17 protein-coding genes are annotated in these 24,484 nt (G+C 49.2%); 11 read left to right on the forward strand and 6 right to left on the reverse strand.

From position 1 onward, the window contains the following. The 4 genes from J1C54_RS14500 to J1C54_RS14515 all read right to left on the reverse strand — a co-directional run. Window positions 1-511 (reverse strand): hypothetical protein (locus J1C54_RS14500; protein ID WP_229149311.1); only part of this gene is annotated, 511 nt, incomplete at its 3' end. A gap of 168 nt (window positions 512-679) precedes the next feature. Then, window positions 680-2,977 carry a restriction endonuclease gene (locus tag J1C54_RS14505; RefSeq protein ID WP_229149312.1) on the reverse strand — a complete coding sequence of 766 codons (2,298 nt, stop codon included), beginning with the start codon at window positions 2,975-2,977 and terminating at the stop codon, window positions 680-682. 12 nt (window positions 2,978-2,989) lie between these two features. Then, the gene (locus tag J1C54_RS14510) at window positions 2,990-5,128 is read right to left on the reverse strand and encodes an ATP-dependent endonuclease (RefSeq protein ID WP_229149313.1); all 2,139 of its coding nucleotides are present in this window, start codon (window positions 5,126-5,128) and stop codon (window positions 2,990-2,992) included. Between the two features lie 198 nt (window positions 5,129-5,326). Continuing rightward, complete coding sequence (locus J1C54_RS14515) at window positions 5,327-5,881, reverse strand: hypothetical protein (RefSeq protein ID WP_229149315.1); 555 nt, start codon at window positions 5,879-5,881, stop codon at window positions 5,327-5,329. 684 nt (window positions 5,882-6,565) lie between these two features. Here J1C54_RS14515 and J1C54_RS14520 point away from each other — a divergent pair. Together J1C54_RS14520 and J1C54_RS14525 are read left to right on the forward strand one after the other, a co-directional pair. Then, on the forward strand, window positions 6,566-6,865 hold the full coding sequence (locus tag J1C54_RS14520) for a hypothetical protein (protein ID WP_229149317.1): 300 nt from the start codon (window positions 6,566-6,568) through the stop codon (window positions 6,863-6,865). A 36-nt stretch (window positions 6,866-6,901) separates the two neighbouring features. Further along, entirely contained in the window at window positions 6,902-7,480 is a 579-nt protein-coding gene (locus J1C54_RS14525) for a 3'-5' exonuclease (protein WP_229149318.1), read from the forward strand. Between the two features lie 472 nt (window positions 7,481-7,952). On the opposite strand, the gene J1C54_RS16770 is transcribed toward J1C54_RS14525, so the two are convergent. After that, a complete protein-coding gene (locus J1C54_RS16770; RefSeq protein ID WP_370635672.1) occupies window positions 7,953-8,198 on the reverse strand; it encodes an antitoxin Xre/MbcA/ParS toxin-binding domain-containing protein in 246 nt (81 codons plus the stop codon). Between the two features lie 626 nt (window positions 8,199-8,824). On the opposite strand from J1C54_RS16770, the gene J1C54_RS14530 reads away from it, so the two are divergent. Next, on the forward strand, window positions 8,825-10,645 hold the full coding sequence (locus J1C54_RS14530; RefSeq protein WP_229149319.1) for a trypsin-like peptidase domain-containing protein: 1,821 nt from the start codon (window positions 8,825-8,827) through the stop codon (window positions 10,643-10,645). A gap of 52 nt (window positions 10,646-10,697) precedes the next feature. Here J1C54_RS14530 and J1C54_RS16775 read toward each other — a convergent pair whose 3' ends face one another. After that, window positions 10,698-11,528 carry a PolC-type DNA polymerase III gene (locus J1C54_RS16775; RefSeq protein WP_370635673.1) on the reverse strand — a complete coding sequence of 277 codons (831 nt, stop codon included), beginning with the start codon at window positions 11,526-11,528 and terminating at the stop codon, window positions 10,698-10,700. 413 nt (window positions 11,529-11,941) lie between these two features. Here J1C54_RS16775 and J1C54_RS14535 point away from each other — a divergent pair, with 413 nt between their 5' ends. The 8 genes from J1C54_RS14535 to J1C54_RS14570 all read left to right on the forward strand — a co-directional run. Then, window positions 11,942-15,730 (forward strand): RecQ family ATP-dependent DNA helicase, encoded by a 3,789-nt coding sequence (locus J1C54_RS14535; RefSeq protein WP_255612677.1) that lies wholly within the window; start codon window positions 11,942-11,944, stop codon window positions 15,728-15,730. Between the two features lie 12 nt (window positions 15,731-15,742). Continuing rightward, complete coding sequence (locus tag J1C54_RS14540; RefSeq protein ID WP_229149323.1) at window positions 15,743-16,345, forward strand: hypothetical protein; 603 nt, start codon at window positions 15,743-15,745, stop codon at window positions 16,343-16,345. 109 nt (window positions 16,346-16,454) lie between these two features. Further along, window positions 16,455-16,835, forward strand: coding sequence for a hypothetical protein (locus J1C54_RS14545; RefSeq protein ID WP_229149325.1), 381 nt, complete (start codon window positions 16,455-16,457; stop codon window positions 16,833-16,835). Between the two features lie 720 nt (window positions 16,836-17,555). Then, window positions 17,556-19,535, forward strand: coding sequence for a class I SAM-dependent DNA methyltransferase (locus J1C54_RS14550; protein ID WP_229149328.1), 1,980 nt, complete (start codon window positions 17,556-17,558; stop codon window positions 19,533-19,535). Then, window positions 19,532-20,929: a restriction endonuclease subunit S gene (locus J1C54_RS14555; RefSeq protein ID WP_229149329.1), complete on the forward strand. Its 1,398-nt coding sequence runs from the start codon at window positions 19,532-19,534 to the stop codon at window positions 20,927-20,929. The genes J1C54_RS14550 and J1C54_RS14555 overlap by 4 nt, the downstream gene beginning before the upstream one ends. After that, window positions 20,926-21,867 (forward strand): GIY-YIG nuclease family protein, encoded by a 942-nt coding sequence (locus J1C54_RS14560; RefSeq protein ID WP_229149330.1) that lies wholly within the window; start codon window positions 20,926-20,928, stop codon window positions 21,865-21,867. The genes J1C54_RS14555 and J1C54_RS14560 overlap by 4 nt, the downstream gene beginning before the upstream one ends. A 24-nt stretch (window positions 21,868-21,891) precedes the next feature. Beyond that, window positions 21,892-22,566, forward strand: a complete 675-nt coding sequence (locus tag J1C54_RS14565; RefSeq protein ID WP_229149331.1) for a hypothetical protein — start codon at window positions 21,892-21,894, stop codon at window positions 22,564-22,566. Window positions 22,567-22,713: 147 nt separating this feature from the next. Next, a partial coding sequence (locus J1C54_RS14570; RefSeq protein ID WP_229149332.1) for a type I restriction endonuclease occupies window positions 22,714-24,484 on the forward strand: 1,771 nt, incomplete at its 3' end.

Below are 24,484 nucleotides of genomic sequence, written 5' to 3' on the forward strand. Positions count from 1 at the left end.
GGCGGCCAATGAGATGCCGAACCTCGGTTGGCTTTACGCCAAACTCGGAAATCTCAAGACGAATTAGATCAAGATATTTCTCATACAAAACTTTAGTTTTTTCGGGTCCAAGAGTACCCACCAATCCCGGCTCAATTTCCTTCAGACTTTGTTCTTTCGGCTTCTGAATTCCAGAAGGGCGAGAACAGCGACGCCATCTCTCTGTTGCAGATGCCCCTCCGCATTCCCCAACCAAAGCGAGGATTCGTTTTTCAAAGTATGGATGGACTTCAATTGGGCTAAGGCGATGCCATTGTGGATTTTGATTCAACAAACTGACGGCCTCTGCCCATGAAGTAACTGTGGTCGACCTAACTACTGCCGCACCTTCAAAAATTTCATCTGACAGCATGTCTCGAAGTGCAACTTCATTCTTTTCAAGAACGTACTTTCTCAAACCATCGCTTCCTCGAAGCCCATAAATTGCAATTGAGCCGCCTTCCGCACCTAACTTTAAGATCGTCTCCTGCATTTCCTGGGCGCTCTCTATTCATTTTTACGCGGCTACGCATTGAGTGCCGAACGCCCGCAACACCGGGCAATTTGGAGCGAAGCGGAAAATTGTTCCGAGTGCTTGCGTTTGTTATACGTTACCAGCACCATCTTCGCGATGTCTAAATTCGGCCAGGAGCGGACATTGCTAATCAACATCCAGCAGTGGAGTAAATAGATTTAATAGCGCCACATCATCAAATTGGTCTGAAGGGTCATTTCTACTACCCAATTTAGGCGCATGGGTTTCTAATTCCTCTTCTTCCTCTTGAATTTCGCAAATACGGGAGTCAACAATATCGATCGCCCTATCGATATATGATTTAGCAAACCCCTTTCGCTTTCCAAGCTTTTTAAGCATCTCAATGCGATCATGTAATGTTGACTCTGAGTCAATATCTGAAACAATCTCCGACACATCATCAAACTCTCTTTGTATAAGTTCTAAGAATGCGTCTTCAACGTCATCGTTTAAGTGAATCCCCCAATCATCAATTGCATCAGATATTCTTTCTAAGTCGTCGGAAGCTATAGAATTTTCGAGCATGACTTTAAAGGAGCGCTCTAAAGCATCAGCTAATTCATCTGCACCAGAAAGATTTTCGAAATATCCACCGTCCCTTAACTTATATATAAGCTCAACAGTTTCAGCTCCGTCTCTCCATGGGTCTAAACCGTCAATCGGATTTCTAGATAGAGATAATGCATGAGCTGAAAACTCTTTATACTTTGATATTTCACCCCATTCGAGAAGCAATAGAATCCTATCCATATTTGAAAGACCAGCTATGCTCAGGCTGTAACCATAACTAGTTTCGTTGCGTTTCCAAACAGGAAGTTCTAAGAATATTTTCGCCACCTCCCTGAAGGATACGGCAAACTCTATTAATTGATTCTCATCTTTTTTGGTCACTTCTTTACCAAATGACCACAATGACTTAGACCAATCAGAACGTACAGAACACTGTGGAAATTCAGAAATTAAAGAAAAGTCATTTAAATATTCTGACAAATAGTCCTTGACCGAAGGATTGATAAAATAAACATTCTTATTTGAGATAGTTAAAAAACTGCCTTCCAATATTTTCAAAGACTCTTCAAAATCTTTTGGTCCGTAAGATTCTCCGTATTTCACACATAGTCGAGCATGCAGACTATTATAAACAGCCGCCAAATCTTCTATATGCGCTCCGAATTCAGAGCAGAAAAATAAAGCTAATAGGAGATGTTGGCATCTCTTGGTAAGATGGTCACGAAAAGCCGTATCCCACAGCCGCTGCGGATTATTCAATATATCAAGAAAATTTCCGGGATAGTCCTCTGGCGCAATATCTCCAAGTCTTACTTCATCCGTCATCCATTCAATAATTCGTGGATTATAGTTTTTATGGTCAACGACCTTTTTTACTAGGTCGCTCTTTAGAAGAGAAGATATATATTCCCTAGGAACTTGAGAGACAACTAGATGGTTATATAAAATTCTGGCTTTAACACGGCGCGTATACACTCCAACATCAAGTGTATATTTGCTTATATCGAGTGTAGGGCTAGCTAAATACTCTGAACCACGCCTCGCTTCTTCAAATATGTATGCCCTTGTCGTGAGAATGAATCTGGCATTTGCTGATTTTCTAATTCTATTTAGGAATCTATATAAATCTGAATCCTTTTGAGACAACGCACGTCTATCCAACGCTACCCGCCCTAAAAAATCATCAAAAAGAAATATTTGGCTTTTGGTATCGTCTATAGATGAGAAACCATCATCAAGACAGCGTATTGATTTTAACTCCCAGTCCTCATAAATATATGCAAACGCTAGCATTTCAGCCAAAGTTGTTTTACCTACACCAGGAGAACCGGAAATTATAAGAACATGATTTTTCTCAAGTATCTTTTGTCCTGCATCTAAACTTGGATTGGGCGCATAAACTCGTAATTTTGCCTCTATTTCACCTATGGTTATATTGTTATAAGCATGAGAAGCTGAATGAATAACACGCTCTAAAACGCCCGAACTACTTAACCAGAGCTTGACATGCGATTTTTCTATATCTGGAAATTTTCGTAATAACGCATTTAAATCCTTTGGCCCCCAAATATCATGTTCACAAAGTAATTCTGAGCCACAAACCTCTATAAGCTTCTTTTTTTTAAGCGGGGTCAATGGATGAGACGTAACCAAAATATATCGAGGAGAGTTTAACTTATGAAGAGCCTCTTTCTCACGATTCATCCTATTCTTTAAAGTAGAAAAAGTTGAACCTGCATAATGTTTTGCCTGAAGGACTATTAGATCAGTCCCCTTAGAATGTCTACCATCCATTCCACCATCAGGGCCTTCAGAGAAGGCCTCAAACCTAACCCCCATTTCTTTGCCGATTAGATCTCTTGCGAGATCTTCGAAATCCGCGTGGCTAAGGTTCCTAAAATCATAAGTATTCACTGCTTATCCCCACTACTGCCCGAAGATAGACGCAAATATTTCTTCGAATTCCGTTGGCCTACCTACAGATAAGGGCTGCGACAAACCTAAAGCATCAACTCTGGACGAGATGCGTTCTGTAACCTTCAATGCTCTTTCCGGTTTTGAACAGTTCGATGTTACTTCCTCTGGATAATACTCTTCTATGGCACCTTTACTGAGTATGTAAATACCTTGGGTTCTCAGTGAATCTAGTATGTTTACGAGATCCGCATTTACCTCTCCATCCGCAACCAGGACCTTATATCTTGCTTCTTCACTTTCCCAGACAAATAGTGACTTTAATTCCTCGAGCTGCTCATAAGTTGCAGTACCATTATCAGCAATTGTCTGTACTATGTCTTTTGCGGCCTCATATTTTAGGACCCATCTTGGATTCTTGACTTTGCTCTTAACACGTTTTCCGGTCAATTCAGGCGATACGCCTAAATCTTGAATTCTTTGATCCAGCTTTTGTATTAAAATTTCGCGAGCTTGCTGAACCTCTTCGTTCGCACCTAGATGAGCGAAGTCTTTTACCAGAACGTCTAAGTCACTTAAAATCGACACTTTTAAACCAAAAGACTCGAAAAATCGCCTAAATCTACTAAAGTTACCCTTTCCACCCACTTCTACCAAAGCGATGTTTTTGTCTTCAAAATTCCAATCAGGATTTAATGATTTTGCTACATGCCTGAAGAAGAAATCATCTGACTCACCTTCATAGAGCACGATATGAGAACTAAAGAACGCGGCTTCTGAATGATCGAACTTTGCCATTCTGAAAGTGTTAAGGTTCTCTTGATCTAACTCAAAATCCACAGGATGTAATTTCCCTATAGGTTTCGGCTGAGCATCTTCCTTAGCAACTCGAACAAATTGCGCTGTTACACCTGGTTCGAAAAACAGTGGGCTATGCGTTGTAATTACCGTTTGATATAACGTCGAAATAGTAGACAGAGTGCTAAAAAGAATCCTTTGCGCTTTCGGGTGTAGGTATAACTCTGGCTCTTCAAAAAGGAAAATCAGTGGTTTTTCTAGGATTACATCTTCATCTTCATCTTCATCTTCACCGTTATCATAAGCCTCATTTCTCCTACGTGAGATCAAATCCACATATGCTCTTAAAAGAGAAAATGTTAGAGAACGCTTAACGCCATCTCCCTTGGAATCAATCAGATCTCTTGAGCCATCGTCTATGTAAATTTTGGCTGTATTTAAGATAGTCTTTATTTCTGGAGGTGGAATTTCAAGATCAACAGTAACGTTTGGAAAATTCTCAGAGAGAAATTTTTCTATCGTGCCTTCAAGATCTACGACCTTAGGCAGCCTTTCATCCTTGATATCGCCGTTATCATCTACATATCGATTTAGCCTCTTTTTTAAGTCTATAAGCGTATCGTTTATATCCTTTAGGTCAGGAGTTAAATCATCCATTAGTAAGCCCATTAACCTACCGAAACTTGTGGACTGCGTAGTTTTCAAATCGTCTTCGAAATTCTTAACTGCTGGAATGTAGATGGGTTCCGGTAAAAGAGCTGAAATAGATGATGGGATACCTGAAGGTAATGTTGTATCCATATAATGGAATTGGTCGGGAGCTAAGGCGTTGACGCAATCCGTTAAATAGTTTTTCGCTTGAGCGGTTGTAGCGTTGTCTGGTAGATCTTCTAAGAATTCTGGATATTCGTTCTCAACAATATTTCTAGCTTGAGCCGCAGTTCTCATGCTCCGAAAGTTTTCGTTTATACCTTCCTCTCTATACTTCTCTTCAATTGGTGCTAATTTAGATACTAGAAGCTCAAGTCCATCAGACTTGGTATAGTTTGCAGTTAAAGTTAATTCCCCTCCGTAAATAAGAGGCATAAGTTTTGTTCGATGTTCTGATTTCAGTCGATTTAAATCTCCATTCCTTACATCGCTATACTTCACGATAAAAGATATAGGCTGTGTCTCATCGTAAAATACTTCTGATGGTATATTTTTAGGCCTATTAAGCGAATATACCAGCGCCTGAAGCACGGTTGATTTCCCGGCATTATTTTCGCCTACCAAGCAGGAAAATGATTTTGGTTCGAACTTCTCGTCTTTTAGGCCTTTAAAATTCTTAATTTCTATTCTGCTAATTTTCATTAAATGTATTTCCGATCAAAATTAAGCTGCCCATGATTTAAAGTTCTAAATGAGTGTCCGCTTTAGGGGCTCTAGCACCATACTGAGTGTCTGCTTTGGGTCGAATTCAGACTTACTACGACCACCGTATAACGCCGCCCACAACGGCGAGCGCTTGCGCGAGTCCAGCAGCCGAAGGCTGCGTGTTGCTGGGCCTTGTTAGGGCTTTTCATTATCGAATGATTTAAGTTGCTCATAGAGCTTTCGCAGTTCTAAGGTCAGTTCCATTTTGTTTTTTGCCGCAGTATTTCTTTGAGCTTCCTGCGAACTACCACTTTGGTAGCTTGTTATGCTTCTTATTGTATCCTCGGCCTGGCCTAGTAAGTGACTAATTGCTGATATGCGAGCTGAAATTTCTAGAGCTTTTGCTTGAAGCTGTAATGACAATTCAGATTTTTCATGTGCTTCTGCCGATCTCTTTAACTCTTGGCGAGTCGCCTCTAGTTCGTTACTAGAAATCTCTAACTGTTTATTTTGAAGTATTATTGTGAGCAATAATGCGATCAGCGTGAGAAAGCTAAGAACAGGATTTATTGTGCCTCCGAAATAATCACCAAACGCACCCCATTGTTCATGGGACGGCGATAACTCACCGTGAAAGTTTATAAAATAGAAAGACAAAACGACGAACATAATAGATACAGCAAAAATCAATATCCAATATAGCCATTTCAGTAAGTTTTTTGTATTTATGCTTTCAAGCTTATGAACCAAACTCAATCTCCTAATTTTGAGGCCCTAACAGTTCATTCAATCGAAGCGTCGATATAACCCGACTGCGACATAATTCCGGGGCGGTCTACTTATCGCCGGATGTGAATTTTAACCCAATCAACGTGTTATGCCGATATAGCCAATTTCTTACACGGGGGAATTCGGCCGGTGGCCTAGGGGCTCTGGCCGGATTTCAAGGAGACCCATAAACAGCCTCTTTCAACTCCATATAATTCAATGCGTTACGCGACGCTCCAATTTTTCAGAAAGCAATAAGTCGGTGGCCGTTGTTTTTCCGAGCCTGTAAATCAAATTTTGTAACTACACGTGCCTCCCAGTCCTGCACCGGACTGGGCTCTGCTTTTGAGTATCACAGTAGCAGGCATTAGAGTAGCTGGCCGCATTGCAGCATGCATTCGGTCCTCGCCGTTGCATCCCAGCATAGGCCTGCGCTATGTTTGTTCAACTTGACTCTATGGCATTCAGACCATGTTCATGCTTCACACTCACCATTTGCAGTTTCTGCCGGCGGCGAAAGCCTCCAGCGGGTTACTGCGTGGGTGCCTGACTACCTCCCCTCGCAAGACCACCAAGATACGAAGCTCTATATAAGCCTGTGCAACCGGCTTTGCCCTCTCCGCCTTGGCTGCGGGTTGTTTCAAAACCAGAAACTGAGCGTAACCCATGAAACTTCGAGTATTTAGCGACATCCATGTCGAGGTTAGCCCCGATAGGCCCCTCCAGACCCCGGGACCTGAAGCCGATCTGATGGTGTTCTCCGTTGACACCGGCGAAGGACCTGGCGGGATTACTTTGAGTGCCGAGCAGTCACAACGTCGCGGCAAGTCTTCCCTTTGGCTATACGGCCATACGCATGCGAGCTCCGATCACAACCCTGATTGCACCAGAGTGATATCAAATCAATTGGGTTATCCAGGAGAGCGGAATCAGGGGTTTGACGCAAACATGGTTATTGAAATTTGAGGCTCTGGGCAGCTTACGCAATTAACAGGAAGCACTATGGCAAGGCCAATTTTTATCGTAGATCTCGAGGCAACATGCTGGGAGGACCGTGGTCATTACACGGTGGACGAGACCGAAATCATCGAAATCGGATGTGTCATGGCGACACCTGCCGGTGAGGTGTTGGATGAGTTCGCCACCTTCGTTCGTCCGATCAATGATCCTGTGCTCAGCGAATTTTGCACCCGATTGACCAGCATTACCCGGCAAGATGTTGCTCAGGCGCCGGTCTATCAAGATGCCATGCGTTTGCTGGATGGCTGGGTCAACCATCGGGGTGGAATCTGGGGGTCGTGGGGCAACTACGATTATCGGGAGTTTGCTTCAATGGAGCAGCGATATCCAAGCCATTGTGAGTTCCTGAAGAAGCTCCACGTAAACCTCAAGAAGTCGTGGAGACAAACGAACCGCCATAGTCGTACTGGGCTCAGATCTGCTCTCGCTTTTCACGGGCTAGAGTTCGAGGGCGCCCACCACCGAGGTATTGACGATGCGCGTAATGTGGCGAGGCTTCTGCCGTTCATTGACTACCATAAAATCCTCGCTGGCGTAGGTGCGCTCCAGCGTGACAATTAGTAACCAAGTTACTTTATAACCGGAGGGAAGCATTATGGGAAAGGAACTATAAGATAGTCTGTTCGAGCGATATAACAAGATTCTTGGCCAAGTCGATTACAGAGAGATTTACATTGGCGACGTCTGGTTTGCGTTGATCGACACGCTTTGCTGGGGTCTTCAGCGTCTGACGGATCGTGGACGGAGCCCTCAGGTCAGGGCTCTTCAGGTAAAGCAGAAGTTTGGCGAGCTATGCTTTTATGCGACAGGCACAGATTCTCTGCAGGCAGGAATGATCCATATGGCCAGCATGATCAGTACTCGTGCATGCGAAGAATGTGGCGCTGTAGGACAGCGAGTCGAACAACAGGGGTTTTGGCAGGCTCTTTGCCCGGCTCATACTCATGAATCCTGATTGCGTTACGGGACTGATAGTGGATTTGAATAAAGGTTGTGACAGGCGATGGGAGTTGCGATGCTCGGAAACGGATTCCTAAACGGCGCCGCCATACTGGATAGCATAGAGCACGCTGCAAACCTGGTTCGTCCCTGCTTGTGTGCTGAGTAAGTCGGCTGGTTTCTTCGACCCGAGCGCTGCGTTGGGCGTGTTCAGCCATGCCTTGGCGTTTTCCGGACTGCCAAGTACGTCCGCTGCCAGCGCCGTTGCTATGCGCTTGGTTGGTTGCGGTTTGTTTGCGCCGGCCATAAGGCCCTCATTCAGGCTGGTCTCGGGATACATTTATTGACTTGCCAGTTCTCTACTGGCTAGACAATGAACTTCAGAACAATACTATATTCTCGTATGGTTATAGTACTCTCCAATAAAGCCCGAAAGGGCTGGTCGACAACGGTGCATGAATTCTTCCTAGATCTTCGCGGTGAACAAGAATTCCTCACAAGACTCGTTTTGCTATCCAAATAGACTGTAAAGGACTATGTACCAGAGCAGGCAGGCTCCTTCCATGTTCGAACTTGCGGGATCTTGTGCCTAAATGGGCTAACAGAAGTCTGTTTCTATTGGGTCTGATAGGTATTGGGTGCAGCGAGGGGTTATTCTGGGTCATCGTCTGGCTTAGGACTACTCAGGGGCTCTCGCCGGTTGGCGGGATGTGGTAGATCATCTGCCAGCGGGGCCTATTCGTCGTCTGACAATCCGGGCTTCAATAAAGATGCGAAATTATCTTGCGCGTTAAATTGATGTGCATTAACCAAGGGAGCATTTGGCAATGCCAGCTATGCTAGCCACCAATTGCATTACGGTTGCCGATTTCGCTGATCCCGATTATGCGCCCTGTTGATCAAATGAAAGAATCTTTGGGGTCGTGGCTCTAAAATTGTAATACCAATAATAAGGAGTGTATACCTTTGAGAAGATACTGGAATATAGCGTTGGGCGTTTCTTTGTTGGCTCTGTCTATATTGGCCTTGAGTTTTTTTAAATCTCTGCTGATTCTAAAAGAGGAAGAAAGATCTATTCAGGCAATGATGCCATTGCTTTCTCCGCTAGATAAAATGTGCTCTCATCGGTATGTCTCATCTGGGATAGCTTTAGTTTCAAAAGTAGATGTTGCTCTCTATTTGCACTATCGCGGCGCAACAGATGTGAGCCAATTTCTCAACGAGCATTTCTTTGCCGGGAGCTATAATGAGCCTGGAGCGGGCGAGCAGAGAGGGAGCGTATTATTCCGAGAGAATGGATTGGCTCGGCAGTACATAGAGACGGCAAGATCAGACAAATGGCCCTTTGGTGATATTTTTGTTGGCACTCTGGAAGGGGAAGAATCTAGCGATATTAATCTTCTTAAGACTTGCATTGAAGCCATCGATTCCGGAGACCAGTTCGCCGGCCGCTCAATTTATTCATTTCTGTTTCCGCTAACTGATGAGTACGAGCAGAGCCATCATAAGAAATCTACAAATCCCTATGACAAACTAATTAAACAGGACCTTGTTGCCGGCGAGCTATCTAAAAGCGGTTTGTCGTTCGCTAATTATGATAATGAGGCCGTTGGGTACCTAGAACGTTCTGCTGAAATGGGCGATATTGTTTCATCAATATGGATCGCCGATAGATATAGAAATGGTAGTGGAGTCCTAAAGGATCGCTCAGTGGCTCTGAAGTACTACATTAGTGCTGCGGCGACAGGAGATATATATGCGCTTTGGAGGTCTGCTGAAATACTGATGTTAATAGACCCAGACCATGCTCGATCAATGTTGGAGATCGCTGCTTCCAAAGGTAGTTGTCCAGCAGCCTACACACTATCGAATTCCTATTATAAAGAAGATATAGATGAAGCCTATTTCTGGCATTTAGTTGGCGACTGGCTTGGACAGAAAATCGATCCGAAGTTCGCGTACTCTGTTTCACAGTTATACTCCGAAGATATTAAGTGCAAGATGTCTTTCATCGGCGAAAATTCCATTCCAGAGCGACGACGTATCGAAATTGAGGCGGCAGCAGGAGCATGGGCTCGCTCATTAGGCGCGCTGCATAGTCAATTTGATGGCGATACTTCGCCTGAACGTCCTAATCAGACTCTGAATGATAGTGATGAGGAATTATCCAGTCATCTATCAATGCCTATGTGGAAATGGCATGAAGGTGAAATATGCAATGTTCGGATACGAGAAGCTGCCGTTTCTGCAGAAGAGGTTTATGAAATAGCAAAGGATGCTGTGTGGCGTGTCATTGCCAAATCTGAAGCTGTGGGGAAGTCTGGAATGCAAGGCTCCGCAATTGCAATTAGCGATAATGAATTGCTCACAAACTGTCACGTCGTTTCTGGATTCAAGGACATCAAAATTAGTACTGGTGATGTTTCAAAAAGGGCTTTTGTTTTATCTTCCGATATAGATTCAGATCGTTGCATCTTGGGGGTTTCGGAGCCGAATACTCATTACTTATCTCGCATGCGCAAGGGGGCAGATATTAAAGTGGGCGAGCGCGTTTATGCGATAGGGACGCCGCGGGGCCTTGAGTTGAGTCTTTCGGAGGGAGTTGTCTCGTCTATTCGGTCAGAGAGGGGTGGCCACTACGTTCAGACTACTGCACATATAAATCCAGGGTCATCTGGTGGTGCTTTGCTTGATGAGTCTGGATCTCTTGTTGGGGTGACAACATTTCAGATTCGCAATAGCGCTGGTCTCAACTTCGCTATTCTGGCGGAGGATTACTGTCGATAGAGTAGCTGGTGGTGATGCCTTTTTATGTTGCATATGATGAAAAATCTATCGATTACCAGAATAGGAAGATCAGCACGGCCGCTATGGTTAGAATAATCCAAAGAGAGTCGTCGTTCTTTTGGGGTTGTGAGCTACCACTGTAGGGCGAGGATCTGCTACTTTGCTGTGGTTGGTTGTTTGAGATTTTTCCTGCTACTGGGCCAGGTGCTGTGTTCTTCGGCCGTGGTCGCCGAGGTAGGTCGGCTGAAGAAGTCTGAGGAATCCTCGTGTAGTTGATTGCTCTTGGCCTTGTGCTTGGGGCACGTGCTATCGCAGTTTTTTGATATCGAAGAAGTCTTTCCGCTGTTACGGGCTCCTTGGTAAGCGATTTAAGATCTTCTTGTATTCTAAGAAGTAATTCCGCTGTGGCAGAGGCATCTGCCAACGCTCTATGGAAGTCACCTTTCACTTTGATTTCGTGGCACGAAGAAAGTGTAGAAAGCTTATGATTCGGAGTCCACGGATACAGCCTTCTGGATATATGCATTGTGCAGATAAATGCTTCTTTGACCCGATCTACGTTTGCGAACTCATTCATCCAGAATTTTCTATCGAAGCTTGCATTGTGAGCAACAATATGTCGGCCCTGAGTTAGCCTCAGAATGTCGCTCCGGATTTGCGCTGCTTTTGGGGCCCCGCGTACCATTTCATTGCTGATTCCGGTGAGGGATGTAATGAAGGGGGGAATAGGCTGGGCTGGATTGATAAGGCTTTGGTATGTTCCAGAGACTGTCCATTCATCTACGAGAACAACTGCAATTTCAATCGCTCTTGATCCTTTGTCTGGTGAAAGACCCGTGGTTTCAAAATCTATAACCGCATAGCCATCCCTAGTGCGCGCCACATTGACCCCTTGTCTGATTCAGCAAAATTACCGCATCCACATAAATCTGCTTTACTAGCAAATCAGGCCAGAATTATCGGCATGCGCACAACTCCATGGCAAGGAGGGTGACTAGATTGCCAACTGCAGGAGCTGCTTCGCATAGGGACTTTCAATGCAGGACATTTGCCTTGCGCGCAGCTATAGAGTGGTGGGCTGGGAGTGCTTTACTCGATCCCCGCATCTCGATTTGCAGCGGTTGTGACACGCGGAGGGCCAGAACGGCCTCGAATGTCCTGATAGTTTTGTATGATATATCAGTGCGGTTGGGCTAGTATCATCGACTGCTCCTGCAGCTCCGAGAATTGAACAGCATGCGGGAAGATGCTTGGGGTTTGTGAGCACATACTAACAAAGCTGCAGGACGCACAATAATGACGAGTCCCAGTTGCCCAAAATGCGGCAGTGCAATGATGCTTCGTATGGCCCGCAAGGGTCAGAATGCGGGCAATCAGTTCTGGGGGTGTACGAAATACCCCGGATGCAAAGGTACGCGCCACTTTGAGGATGGTGATAGCGAGCTTGATGAGCTAGCAGCTGCCGAGCTACCTGAAGTTGAGGAGGCGTCTTCAAAGGTCGATCACCTGTCTCCGGTTGATTGGAGAAATGGTACGCCCCGGCCCGGCTGGGATTCCCTTTATGCCTCGGTTGGCGCCCTCCCGGGCTTTCTAAAGTCATGCAGCGCTGCCAAGAATCGACGTGTAGAGAAGCTGCTCAGTGATACCGCCATCTTCCGAAATACAGCGCATGTCGGCGATGGTGTGTTTCAGGATGGCCTGGAGTTTACCGTTCAGGTTGTACTCAAGCTTCTGCAGAGAGGATTGGCGCCCCTCCCGACGCTTGGCCTGGAGTCGGCGGCAGCGGCGGCCTTGAACGGTCTTTCTGGCCTGAGCCAGGTAGATCCAGATGGCCCCGATGTCGGTTGGATATTAAGTGCAGCCACCGGGAAGGTAACAGAGTCAGGGCTGCTGGCTGCGCTTTCCGAGCGTAGTGGTGCCTTCTTGCCTGACGAGCTGATTGGGCTGACAACACCGGATCAATGTGGTTATGACTCAGAGCGTGAACGGATTTTTGCTACCGATCTTCTCCCCAGAGTGCGGCCTGACTTGGCTCACTGGCTCAGCGCTCAAGTGTCGTTTCCTCAGCTTATTCCGGAAAATCAGTCGCTAGCGGCGGCCCGTAGAGCAGACTTTTTAATTAGTCATCCAGTACTCGGTGACTACGTCATAGAGATTGATGGTGGCGAGCATGAGAGAGATTACAGAGTCGATGAAGAGCGAGATGGTGCTCTCCGCAATGGCGGCTATAAGGTCATTCGTATTTCAAATGACGTAATAGATCGCAAAGACACTGATTCCATTAAAAGCATTTTAAGCGTTATAGCCCAGCCTGAATCTTCAATATCCTCATCAGAAGAGCAAGAAATCGCTAGGGCTGCCTTGATATGCTCGCTCGGAGCCAAACTCCAGTTCGTTCTTTGTGATGCTCTGCGAAGAGGTATTCTCCCAACGGGAGGGCATTGGAAGATTAAAATTGATGGCTTCGAGGCTGGGTTATCAGAAGCGATCTCTGATTTTGTATCTGTTCTAAATGCCTTTGACAAAATTTACGGCACATCGACTTGTCCGAGTGAACTAACCGTAAGTTTTGGCAGCGGCGACTGCGAAATCAAGGACTTTCTATGTATCTATGTTGATCCAAATGTGGGGGAGTTGTGCGCCTTCCCAGATGGCGCGGCTAACTTTGCCTACCTTATTAGAAGATCCTATTTCCCCCGCCCTTTGAAAATCGAAATGGGATACTCCGAGCGGCGCCGCTATTGTGTTCTGGCAAAAGATAGAAGTTCAAATCATGAATTGCTAGATGATTTACTCACAATGTTGTTGCAGTATTTATTTCGGAAAAAGAAGTTTAGGCCTGGACAGCTCCAGGCTCTGGTGAACGGTCTATGCGGTCATGACTCTATCGTTTTGCTGCCTACAGGCGCTGGGAAAAGCATTATCTATCAGCTAACCGGCTTGCTACAGCCTGGAATAACGCTGGTCGTAGATCCCTTGGTGTCACTGATCGAAGATCAGGAGCGCGTTCTCAGTGAGTATGGAATTGAACGAGTTCTAGGCATTACGAGTGCGTCGTTCTCAGATAAAAGCAGTCGCGCAAGAATATTGGGTGCAGTAAAGGATGCTCAGTATCACTTTATTCTAATGTCGCCGGAGCGTCTCCAAACGCCAGAGTTTCGTCAAGCATTACGAGCGCTAACCCAGCATGCTTTAATAAACTGCGCCGTGATCGATGAGGCTCATTGCGTTTCAGAGTGGGGGCATGATTTCAGACCGGCATACCTCAACCTTGCTAGAAATCTAAGGGAGTTCTGCAGTGATATATACGGCGCCCCGCCTTCTCTATTTGCCTTAACTGGAACTGCAAGCAGGGCCGTTCTGCGGGACATGCTGGTTGATCTAAAGGTAGATCAGTCAAATTCGAATGCTATCGTGCGTCCTACAGGTTTTGATAGGAAGGAGCTTGAATTCGATCTGATTACTTGCAAGCCACGTGACGTAGTCCCAACGCTAGAAGGTGTGCTGGCATCGCTTCCAAAGAGATTCCTGATGGCTCCCGCAGAATTCTCTGCAAATCGCGCTCGAAATACTATGTCGGGAATCGTCTTCTGTCCGACTGTCAAGGGCAACAAGGGTGTTGCTGAGATTCAGTCAGTTGTTTCGAGAAAGCTAAATGCGGCGGTGGCTATCTACTCTGGCTCTAGCCCATATAAGGGCGGTGGGAATTGGGATGCCAGAAAGCGAGAGAATGCTAGCGCCTTTATTGAGAACAAAGTCCCTGCAATAGTTTCAACAAAAGCTTTTGGAATGGGCATTGATAAGCCTAATGTCAGGTACACAATTCATGTCGGCATGCCGGGATCTTTAGAGGCCTTTTACCAAGAAGCTGGTCGGGCTGGCCGGGATCAGAAGAGGTCTGTGTGTATCGCGCTTTATTCAGAGGCAGATGAGGATCGAACGCGGAGAATATTATCACCATCACTTAGCAAGGAGGAAGTTGATATTGCTTTGAAAGAAGAGCCGTGGAATGCGAGAAGTGACGCTAATACGGCTATGTTCTTCCATAGAAATGGCTACCCTGGAGTTGCTGAAGAGGTATCTTGGGTTGCGGGGCTTCTTGATGAGATCGGTGATATTGATCACAAGCAGAACATTGTTATTCCGATGGGCTCTGGCGAGACCTCAAAGACAAAGGAAAAAGCGATATTCCGACTTCTTCAAATAGGAATGATTTCGGACTACACCGTTGATTATGGTGCTAGCAAATACGACCTTGAAATTGATAGCTTTGATCATGTTAGAGCAAAGCAGGCAGTTCTCGATTATATATCCCGATCTCAGCCAGGCAGGGCAAAGGCTGATGAACTAGCACTAAGTGCCCTCGGGCTGGCTAATAATCGAGAGTCCGTTATTAGTATCGTAAAGTACCTAATTAAATTTGCTTATGATGTGATCGAGCAGGCACGACGTAGATCTATTAGCGAATCTTTTGATGCTGCACGTCTCGGATCAAGGGATCGAGATGCATTTCGTAGGCGATTGCTTGAATATCTGGAAGAGGGAGTCAGCTCCGATTTCATTGAATCTTTGTTGGCCAAGGATCAGATTGATCTAGATGACTGGTTTCCACTGCTTGATCAGATAAATAATGCTGCTGAGGCGGGCGAGTTCCGTGGCATAGCCATCAGATATCTTGAGTCCTACCCTGAGCATCCTGGTCTTCTTATTCTTCGTGCAGTCGCAGAGGCGATGTCCGGAGATTGTGACGGGCGTCGTGTGAGAGAGGACATTGAAGCCGCATTTCAGTTCGGAAAAAAAGTGTATGGGTTGAAGGTCAGAGATTTTAAGGATATTTCCTCAGGCCTTTGTGATGTTTCCATTCAGAAGGCAGGAGCCCTTGCGGCGCCACTGATTATTGCTCTGGGTGACGGCGGTGACTGGGTGCCTACTCATGATCTTGAAATTGTCAGGGCAAAGCTTTTTAAAGAATACCCTGAAGAGACGGGAGACTTGCGGGCGACCTATGCAATCCAGCGTTTAATGGTGGTGGTTAATAACATTGCGGAGTCAATTGAGTTGGCTGCGTCAGAGGCAGCTCAATAACAGGAGGTGAATGTGGATCCCAAGGTCGAGAAGAATCTAGCTGACGCGTTAGAGCAACTAGAACAGAAGGTTGAGCCTCTTCAGGCTTTAAGTGGGCTTAGCGAGACGCTGAAAGGAATAAAAGGAGGGCTTCACGCCGCATCTGTATCGCTTCAGGATGCTGCAAAGCCGTTCCCTGAATCATTGAGTGCGCTGACGAGGGTTTCAGGGCTGCTTGCCGATGTTTCAGCTCTAATAAAGAACTCTGATCCGGCAGTTATTGCGGAAGAGCTTGAGGGCGTCCGAAAGGGCTTAAAGTCTGTTGATGAAAGCATCAGGAATGCCTTTTCTGATCAAAAAGTCCAAATGGATAAGTCGTTAGACGAAATTCGATCTAAGATCGCTGACTTATCGAAGGCAGTTTCGGAGATGCCTATTCAGGTGGATAAATCGATCGATGATTTATCGAAACTTCTTAGCGGGATATCGGACTCAGTGAATACGCAGGCCCACGCGTCTTCACAGCTTCTAATGGAGCAGATTGGTCGCGCCAAGGCTCTTGCTGGAACATCTATTTCGGTCTCATTTTGCATGGGTGCAGTGATAATATATTTGCTTCTGACTGCGAGTTCGTAGGCGGCTATCGTCGCCGGCTATGCCAAATACATCGATGGCGATTTAGCATTCTACCCATTTTCATGAATCCAGATTTACGCATGTTAATTTTACTACTGTAGGGTTATTTATGGGATCCGATAATTCGGGCGCCTCTACTTTTTGGAAAAAGGTTCTTATCGGGTTTTTGCTGGCAGCATACTTGATCGTCATTACGATGATTTCACCGAATTTTGGTGAGTTAGTAGGCTTCCATCTTCCGATAGTGATAATTTCTTATTTTATCGCAAAGGCGCTGCTATTAAAGGGGGTTTCGTTAGGCTACTGGAACGCAGCTATCATAACGGGGCTGGCAATCTTGACTCGTTTTTTGACGGCGCAATTTGGCTTTGCCATGCAAGATGATTTATATGCCTTTTACGCAATATTCTTTTCTTTTGTCTTGTCCGCAGTATTATTTCTTTGCATAAAACCTCTGTTAGCCAGAAGTGATTCTTCGACTAACGAGTAGTCTGCGCCTGAATTGTTGGCATCTTCACTCTTGAATTGATGTTTTCATAGGCGGCTAGTCATCTCGCACCAACGTCACGCGTCAAATTGCGTAAGAGATGTCGTACGCTTAAATTATTCTAACGCCTACCCCAGAATGGGAGTTGGGCTCACTTCTCACTTCATTGGCTTATGTAAAATCATTAGCGTCGCTTGAAGGCCGACCAGTCGCTGCCCATATGCAGCAAGGAGTCTGGCGAATGCGACGCCCTCTCATCGACGTGCATTGTCGCCATATGCTAGGAAGGCCATATCAGTACGGCCAGCTTTGCCCTGATTGATCTGATTTGGCACTACGGGCTGGATGGATGAGCCTGTCAGCAACGGCCGCCGAGATCGCCGCCCCGCAGATCCTGCCGGATGTGCTGGCGCTCCTCAGCTGATTTTGCAGGCTAGAGCCTTCTATCTGGTGATCGAGGGCGAGGTCATTGTCACCGTCGCCAGAAAACCAGCCCGTTACAGGCAAAAGTACAACAACCCTGGCAAGTCGGTGCGGCACTGGCAGGCCCGATGCAGGCAGGGTCGCGCCTGGGTAAGCGCCTAGAGATAGCCCAACCTTCGTAGTAGCATGCCCTTTTACAGCCCCGGGCAACGTCTGTCTTTGCCGTCAGGGCCGCCCGCTCCGGCCACAGGAAGGCAGCCCGGGCCTGTAGCAGTAGCCATAACAATTCAGGGAGTCTCCGTGAATACCGAAAACCATTCCCAGACCGCCGCCTTTATCTGGTCGGTCGCCGACCTCCTGCGTGGTGATTTCAAGCAGTCCCAGTATGGCCGGGTGATCCTGCCCTTTACCCTGTTACGTCGTCTGGAGTGCGTGCTGGAGCCCACCAAGGCCAAGGTGCTGAAGGCCGCTGAGGCCAACAAGGACAAGACCGACGCCGTGCGTGAGAAGCTGCTGCTGCGGGCCGCCGATCAGCAGTTCTTCAATGCCTCGCCGCTGTCCCTAGCCCAGCTCTCGGATACCCAGACCAGCGACGACCTGATGAGCTATGTGCAGTCCTTCAGCAAGGACGCTCGCGAGATCTTCGACAATTTCCATTTCGAGGACTTCGTCCAGCAGCTGGGTGACGCCGACCTTCTCTATCAGGTGGTGCAACGCTTCGCCTCGATTGACCTGAGCCCCAAGCACATTAGCAACTTCGGCATGGGGACCATCTTTGAAGAGCTGATCCGCAAGTTTGCCGAAAGCTCAAACGAAACAGCCGGCGAACACTTCACCCCGCGTGACATCGTCCACCTGACGACCTCGCTGGTACTCACCGGCGAAGACAAGAAGCTCAAGCCGCACAGCATCGTCACCATTTATGACCCCACTGCCGGTACCGGCGGATTCCTCTCGGAAGGCGATGAGTACATTCAGCAGGTGAGCAAACAGGTCACGGTGTCGCTGCATGGCCAGGAGCTTAACCCGGAATCCTTCGCCATCTGCAAGGCGGACATGCTGATCAAGGGCCAGGACGTTGGCAACATCAAGCTCGGCAACACCCTCTCCGACGATCAGCTGTCCGACACCCGCTTCGACTACATGCTCTCCAACCCGCCCTTTGGCGTGGAATGGAAGAAGGTACAGAAGCAGGTCACCGACGAGCACAAGCTGAAAGGCTTTCAGGGTCGCTTCGGCCCCGGCCTGCCGCGCGTGTCCGATGGCTCCTTACTGTTCCTGCTGCACCTGGTCAGCAAGATGCGCGACCCGCGTGAGGGCGGCTCTCGCATCGGCATTATCCTGAATGGCTCGCCACTGTTTACCGGCGGCGCCGGTAGCGGGGAATCCGAGATCCGCCGTTACCTGCTGCAGAACGATCTGGTGGAAGCCATCGTCGCGCTGCCCACGGATATGTTCTACAACACCGGCATCGCCACCTATGTGTGGGTGCTGAGCAACAACAAGCCCAAGGCGCGCAAGGGCAAGGTGCAGCTGATCAATGCGGTGAACCGCTACAGCAAGATGCGCAAGTCCCTCGGCTCCAAGCGCCAGTACATTGATGACGCCAATATCGACGCCATCGTGCGCCTGTACGGTGACTTCAAGGAAAACGAGGAGAGCAAGATCTTCCCGGTGGACGCCTTCGGTTATCGTCGTATCACCGTCGAGCGGCCGCTCAAGCTGAACTTCCAGGCCAGCGCCGAACGCATCGCCAAACTGGCCCAGGAAACCCCGATGGCCAAACTGGAGCAGCACGAACTGCAGGCCATTACCCGTGCCTGCCAGCGCCTGAATGCCGACAAGCTGTACCACAACCGCGACGCCTTCCTGAAAGATCTAAAAAAGGCCTTCAAGGCCGAAGACACCAAACCCGGCGCGCCCCAGCTTAAAGCCATTCTCAATGCGCTGTCCGAGCGCGACGACGAGGCCGACATCTGCACCGACAAGCACGGCAACCCCGAGCCGGACACCAGCCTGCGCGACAACGAAAACGTGCCACTAGGCGAATCCATCCACGACTACTTCGAGCGCGAAGTAAAACCCCATGTACCGGATGCCTGGATCGACGAAAGCAAGTGCGATGAGCAGGATGGCGAGGTGGGGATCGTTGGCTTCGAGATTCCGTTTAACCGCCACTTCTACGTATTCAAGCCGCCGCGCCCGCTGGAAGAAATTGATGCCGATCTGAAAGCCTGTACCGACAGGATCAAGCAAATGATTGAGGGGCTGTCGGCATGAGTTTCCCGAAGTATCCCAAATACAAGGATTCGGGGGTCGAGTGGTTGGGTTGTCTGCCGGAACATTGGGTTGTGCGCCCGCTCAAAAGGGCAGTTGTGCTAATTGAATCTGGTACAAGCGTGAATGCCGCCGATTTTCCAGCTGAGCCAGGTGTCTTTGGTGTTCTGAAGACCAGCTGTGTTTACACGGAAAAGTTCGACTGGAACGAAAATAAAACAGTCAATGAAGATGATCTGGGAAGAGTAAGCTGCCCACTTAGAAAGGACAGCCTCATTGTCAGCAGAATGAATACACCAGATCTTGTGGGCGCGACCGGTCTGGTCACCGAGGCACCTGATGGGATATTTTTACCCGACCGACTTTGGCAAGTTTATTTTGGGAAAAGCCACTCTCCCGAGTTCCTTTTCTACTTCACCAAGTCTCGTGAGTATCGCGAGCAGGTCAAGATGGCGTGTTCGGGAACAAGTGCAAGCATGCAGAACCTAGGTCAAGATGACTTCCGGAGCTTGTTGTTTGCCGTGCCGTCATGGCTAGAGCAAAACCAGATCGCCCACTTCCTCGACCACGAAACCGCCAAAATCGACGCCCTGATTGCCGAGCAGAAGCGCCTGATCGAACTGCTCAAGGAAAAGCGTCAGGCCGTCATCTCCCACGCCGTCACCAAAGGCCTCAATCCTAACGCCTCCATGAAAGACTCTGGCGTCGAATGGCTCGGCGAAGTGCCGGCGCATTGGGAGGTTCTTACTCTTGGTCGAGTTGCGAATGCTGTGAAAACTGGGGGCACCCCCTCTGATGACCAGCCAAGCCCAGATATTTTTAATGGTATTGACTGGTATACTCCTGGCGATTTTGGCGCCAATCTAGTTCTTGGCGGAGCTGGTAAGTTTGTTAGTGAGTCTGCAATAAGTTCAGGTGATGCAAAGATTTTTCCTAGTGGTTCAGTCCTGATTGTTAGTATCGGTGCAACGCTTGGGAAGGTCGGCTATACATGCAAGCCCGCCTCCGCAAACCAGCAAATAAATGCTGTTCTTCCTAGTCGTGGCGTCAATGGCTACTTTTTGGCCTATTCGCTATCGGTCAAAATTGACGCAATGCGCTTTCTCTCGAATGCATCTACGATTGGGATTATGAATCAAGAAAAGACAAAGGATATCTGGGTGGCTCTACCGGCCATCCAAGAGCAGGGTTTGATAACTGAATTTCTAGACGAGAAGACAGCGGTATTCGATGAATTAATTTGTGAAGCTGAAAACGGAGTATTCCTACTGCACGAGCGCCGCTCTGCTCTGATTTCCGCAGCAGTTACGGGTGAGATTGACGTGCGTGGTTGGCAGAGTCCAGAAGGTCATGTTGTTAGGGAAGAGCGCACGACAGAACGGGGGGTTGTCTTGTGAGCCAAGGACGCAGTATCCGGCTTTTTCTGGTAGACGGTACGCCGAATGGATTGCTGACCGCTGAAATCATGAACTGGACGGGCCACGCTCTGACCGGGCCACGCAGCAAGCTGTCGGAGCTGGTGCAGCGTCAGGAATGCGCCCGTACCGGGATCTACTTTCTGATCGGCCCCGATCCTGACAATGCCATTCGACCGTTGGTATACATTGGTGAGTCGGATGATGTGGCCAAACGTCTCAAGCAACATAACCGACCTGAAGATCAGGGCGGCAAAGACTTCTGGGAAAAGGTGTGCCTGATTACCAGTAAGGATCAGAACCTCACCAAGGCACACGTTAAGTACCTTGAAAGCCAGCTAATTGCGCTGGCGAAGCAGTCTGGACGCTGTGGCCTGAAGAATGGTACGGCACATGACTACACCATGTTGCCGGAATCCGATCAGGCGGATATGGCATTTTTCTGCGAGCAGATTAGAACGATCCTGCCGGTGCTGGGGTTTGACTTCCTGCGAGAGCGCCAGAAGTTGTCTGCTACCTTGGCGGAGCAAAAGACGACGCAGGAAGCGCCGGTATTCTTCGAGATGGAGCTGCCCAAACACGGTATTACTGCCAGAGCGCGTGAGGTGGATGGCGAGTTTGTTGTGCTTGCTGGAAGCAAGGCGCGGAATGGCTGGGTCAGCAGTAGCGACTACACAAGTTACCGGCCCTTGTATCAACAACTGACGGAAGATGGCGTTCTGGTGCCGGATGAATCTGGCAATGTGTGCTTCGCTCAGGATCAGATATTTTCCAGTCCCAGTGCTGCCGCCGCAGTGGTTTCGGGACGATCCGCCAATGGCCGTCTTGTCTGGATTGAGCAATCCAGCGGCAAGACCTATGGGGCATGGCAGAGCGAAATTGTTGACGCTCAAATCCCGGCTGCCGAGAGCAATGAGTAAGCGTCATTGAAACCAAGGAGCGGCATGATGCCACTGCAGAATCGGGTCCTGCCTAACGGCGACATCATCGCGACCAGTGCTCGTGGCACCCTGATGGGTAACCGCGGCCTGCTGCATAACGACCACAAGGAAGTGGTTCGCCCGTTTCGCCTCAAGGCCTGGATTACCTGTGCACTGGAGTTCAAAGGCCGCAAGCGCCAGCTGATGTCGCCGGGCATGTACACCGAGCTGTTTTTTCTTGATGAGGTGACCGCATTAGCGGCAGGGCATCGGCCCTGTGCGGAGTGTCGTCGGCCGAGATTCAATGAGTTCAAGCAGGCGTGGCAGCTGGCACATTCTGAGTCGGCTGACGGCAAGCTCAAGGTGGCGGAGATAGATGCCATTTTGCACGAACAGCGTTTGTCTTCGGACGGCAGCAGGTCACTCTGGCAAGCCAGCCTTGCAGAGCTTCCGATCGGCACGATGATCGAGCGTGATGGCCGCTATTACGCAGTTCACGCCTCCGGGCTGTTGCCGTGGCATGCCGATGGGTATGGCCAGGCTTTGGCTGGCGCCACTGAGGGGCAGGTCATGGTGGTCACGCCGAGGGCGACGGTTGCCGTATTGGCAGCGGGTTATGAGCCGGCGTTTCATGAGTCGGCCAACTCCGATCAGGGCGCCAGAAACGGCCCGGAAGCGAGGCTAAAGGCTGGAAGCTAGGGTAGTCTTTGCAAATAACAAAAGGCCCCGACGCATTCGCCGAGGCCAGTTGCCGATCGAGCATTCCCGGTCCAGTGACGAATATTATTACAAGATTGAGCGCTTTTGACCGAGCCTTGCAGCAATAAGATAAGAACAGGGGACATCATGGCTGACAGCCGGGAAGCTAGATTTCAGCAGGACATCATTCAGGCCATGACCGCCAACGGCTGGTTGACCGGTCCGGCCAGCGGGTATGACCGGGTTCATGCCCTCTATCCTGAGGATCTGGTGGGCTATGTGCGCGAGGCCTGGCCAGAGCGCTGGGACAAGTTCTGCAAGAACTCTCCCCAGAACCCGGAGGCCGCCCTGATCAAGGCCGCGGTGCGGGAGCTGGAGCGCCACGGTACGCTGGAGGTACTGCGTCATGGCTTCAAGGTGCCGGGGGTTAAGCTCGACCTGTGCAGCTTCCAGCCGGACCATGGCATGAACCCGGAATCTCTGGCCCGCTACGGCGCCAACCGGCTGCGCGTGGTGCAGGAGGTGTCTTACTCACCCCATGCACAAGAGGGGAAGTACAACCCGCGTCTTGATCTGGTGCTGTTCGTCAACGGCATCCCGGTGGCAACGCTGGAGCTGAAAAGCGGCTTCAAGCAGCCCATCGAGAATGCCAAGCGCCAATACCGCAAGGACCGTCCCACCCGCGATCCGCTGACCCGCAAGCCGGAGCCGCTGCTAACTTTCAAGCGCGGTGCGCTGGTGCATTTCGCCGTGACCCAGGACGAGGTGGCCATGACTACCCGGCTGGCCGAGCAGGCTACCTGGTTCCTGCCCTTTAATATGGGTTCCGAAGAGGGCGGCGCCGGTAATCCTGCACCGGCGGATGAACACCACTACGCCACCGCCTATCTCTGGGATCGCGTGTTCGCCCCTGATGCCTGGCTGAAAATTCTTGGCCGCTTCCTGCATCTGCAGAAAGAGGTGAAGGAGGATTTCGGCGGCAAGCGCATCACCAAGGAAACCCTGATTTTTCCGCGCTTCCATCAGTGGGAGGTGGTCAACACGCTGCTCGACACCACCCGGCGCGAGGGCGCGGGCAAAAAGTACCTTATCCAGCACAGCGCCGGCTCCGGCAAATCCAATTCCATTGCCTGGGCGGCGCACCAACTGGCTTCGCTGTACGACGAGGCGGGCAATCGCCTGTTCAACTCGGTGATTGTGGTCACCGATCGCACCGTGCTGGACAGCCAGCTGCAGAACACCATCTATCAGTTCGAACACGCCAGCGGTGTGGTGCAGCCGATCAGTCGCGATATTGGCAACCAGAGCAAGTCCGAGCAGCTGGCGCAGGCACTGGCGGATCAGGTGCGCATTATCATCGTCACCATCCAGACCTTTCCGGCGCTGTACGACGCGCTGGACAAGCGCCCGGAGCTGGCCGGTGGCCGTTACGCTGTGATTGCCGACGAGGCGCACTCGTCCCAGACCGGCAGTTCCGCCACCAAACTGAAGGCCATTCTCGGCGCCGACACCCCGGACAAGGAAGAGATCAGCGCTGAAGAGCTGCTGGACGCCGCGGTATCGTCGCGCAAGCCCAGTGAGCGCATCAGTTACTACGCCTTTACCGCGACGCCGAAGGCCAAGACTCTGGAGCTGTTCGGCCGGCCGCCGAATCCCGAGCTGCCGCCCAGCGCCGACAACAAGCCGGAGGCGTTTCACCTGTACTCGATGCGCCAGGCCATCGAAGAAGGTTTTATTCTCGATGTGCTGAAGTGCTACACCACCTACAGCACTGCCTGGAAATTGTCGCATCCCGATGCTGACGACACCGAGGTGGAATCGAAAAAGGCCTCTGCCACGCTGGCGCGCTGGGTGCGCTTGCATCCGCACAATATCAACCAGCGGGTAGAAGTGATTGTGGAGCACTTCCGTGGCCATG

Origin of the sequence: Alcanivorax sp. 1008, assembly GCF_020667895.1 — a bacterium.
GTDB lineage: Bacteria > Pseudomonadota > Gammaproteobacteria > Pseudomonadales > Alcanivoracaceae > PGZG01.

Excerpts from the sequence above, each read along its gene's own strand:
- J1C54_RS14510 (WP_229149313.1), bottom strand. The coding sequence starts at position 5,128 with ATGAAAATTAGCAGAATAGAAATTAAGAATTTTAAAGGCCTAAAAGAC.
- J1C54_RS14520 (WP_229149317.1), top strand. The coding sequence starts at position 6,566 with ATGAAACTTCGAGTATTTAGCGACATCCATGTCGAGGTTAGCCCCGAT.
- J1C54_RS14525 (WP_229149318.1), top strand. The coding sequence starts at position 6,902 with ATGGCAAGGCCAATTTTTATCGTAGATCTCGAGGCAACATGCTGGGAG.
- J1C54_RS16770 (WP_370635672.1), bottom strand. The coding sequence starts at position 8,198 with ATGTATCCCGAGACCAGCCTGAATGAGGGCCTTATGGCCGGCGCAAAC.
- J1C54_RS14535 (WP_255612677.1), top strand. The coding sequence starts at position 11,942 with ATGACGAGTCCCAGTTGCCCAAAATGCGGCAGTGCAATGATGCTTCGT.
- J1C54_RS14545 (WP_229149325.1), top strand. The coding sequence starts at position 16,455 with ATGGGATCCGATAATTCGGGCGCCTCTACTTTTTGGAAAAAGGTTCTT.
- J1C54_RS14555 (WP_229149329.1), top strand. The coding sequence starts at position 19,532 with ATGAGTTTCCCGAAGTATCCCAAATACAAGGATTCGGGGGTCGAGTGG.
- J1C54_RS14565 (WP_229149331.1), top strand. The coding sequence starts at position 21,892 with ATGATGCCACTGCAGAATCGGGTCCTGCCTAACGGCGACATCATCGCG.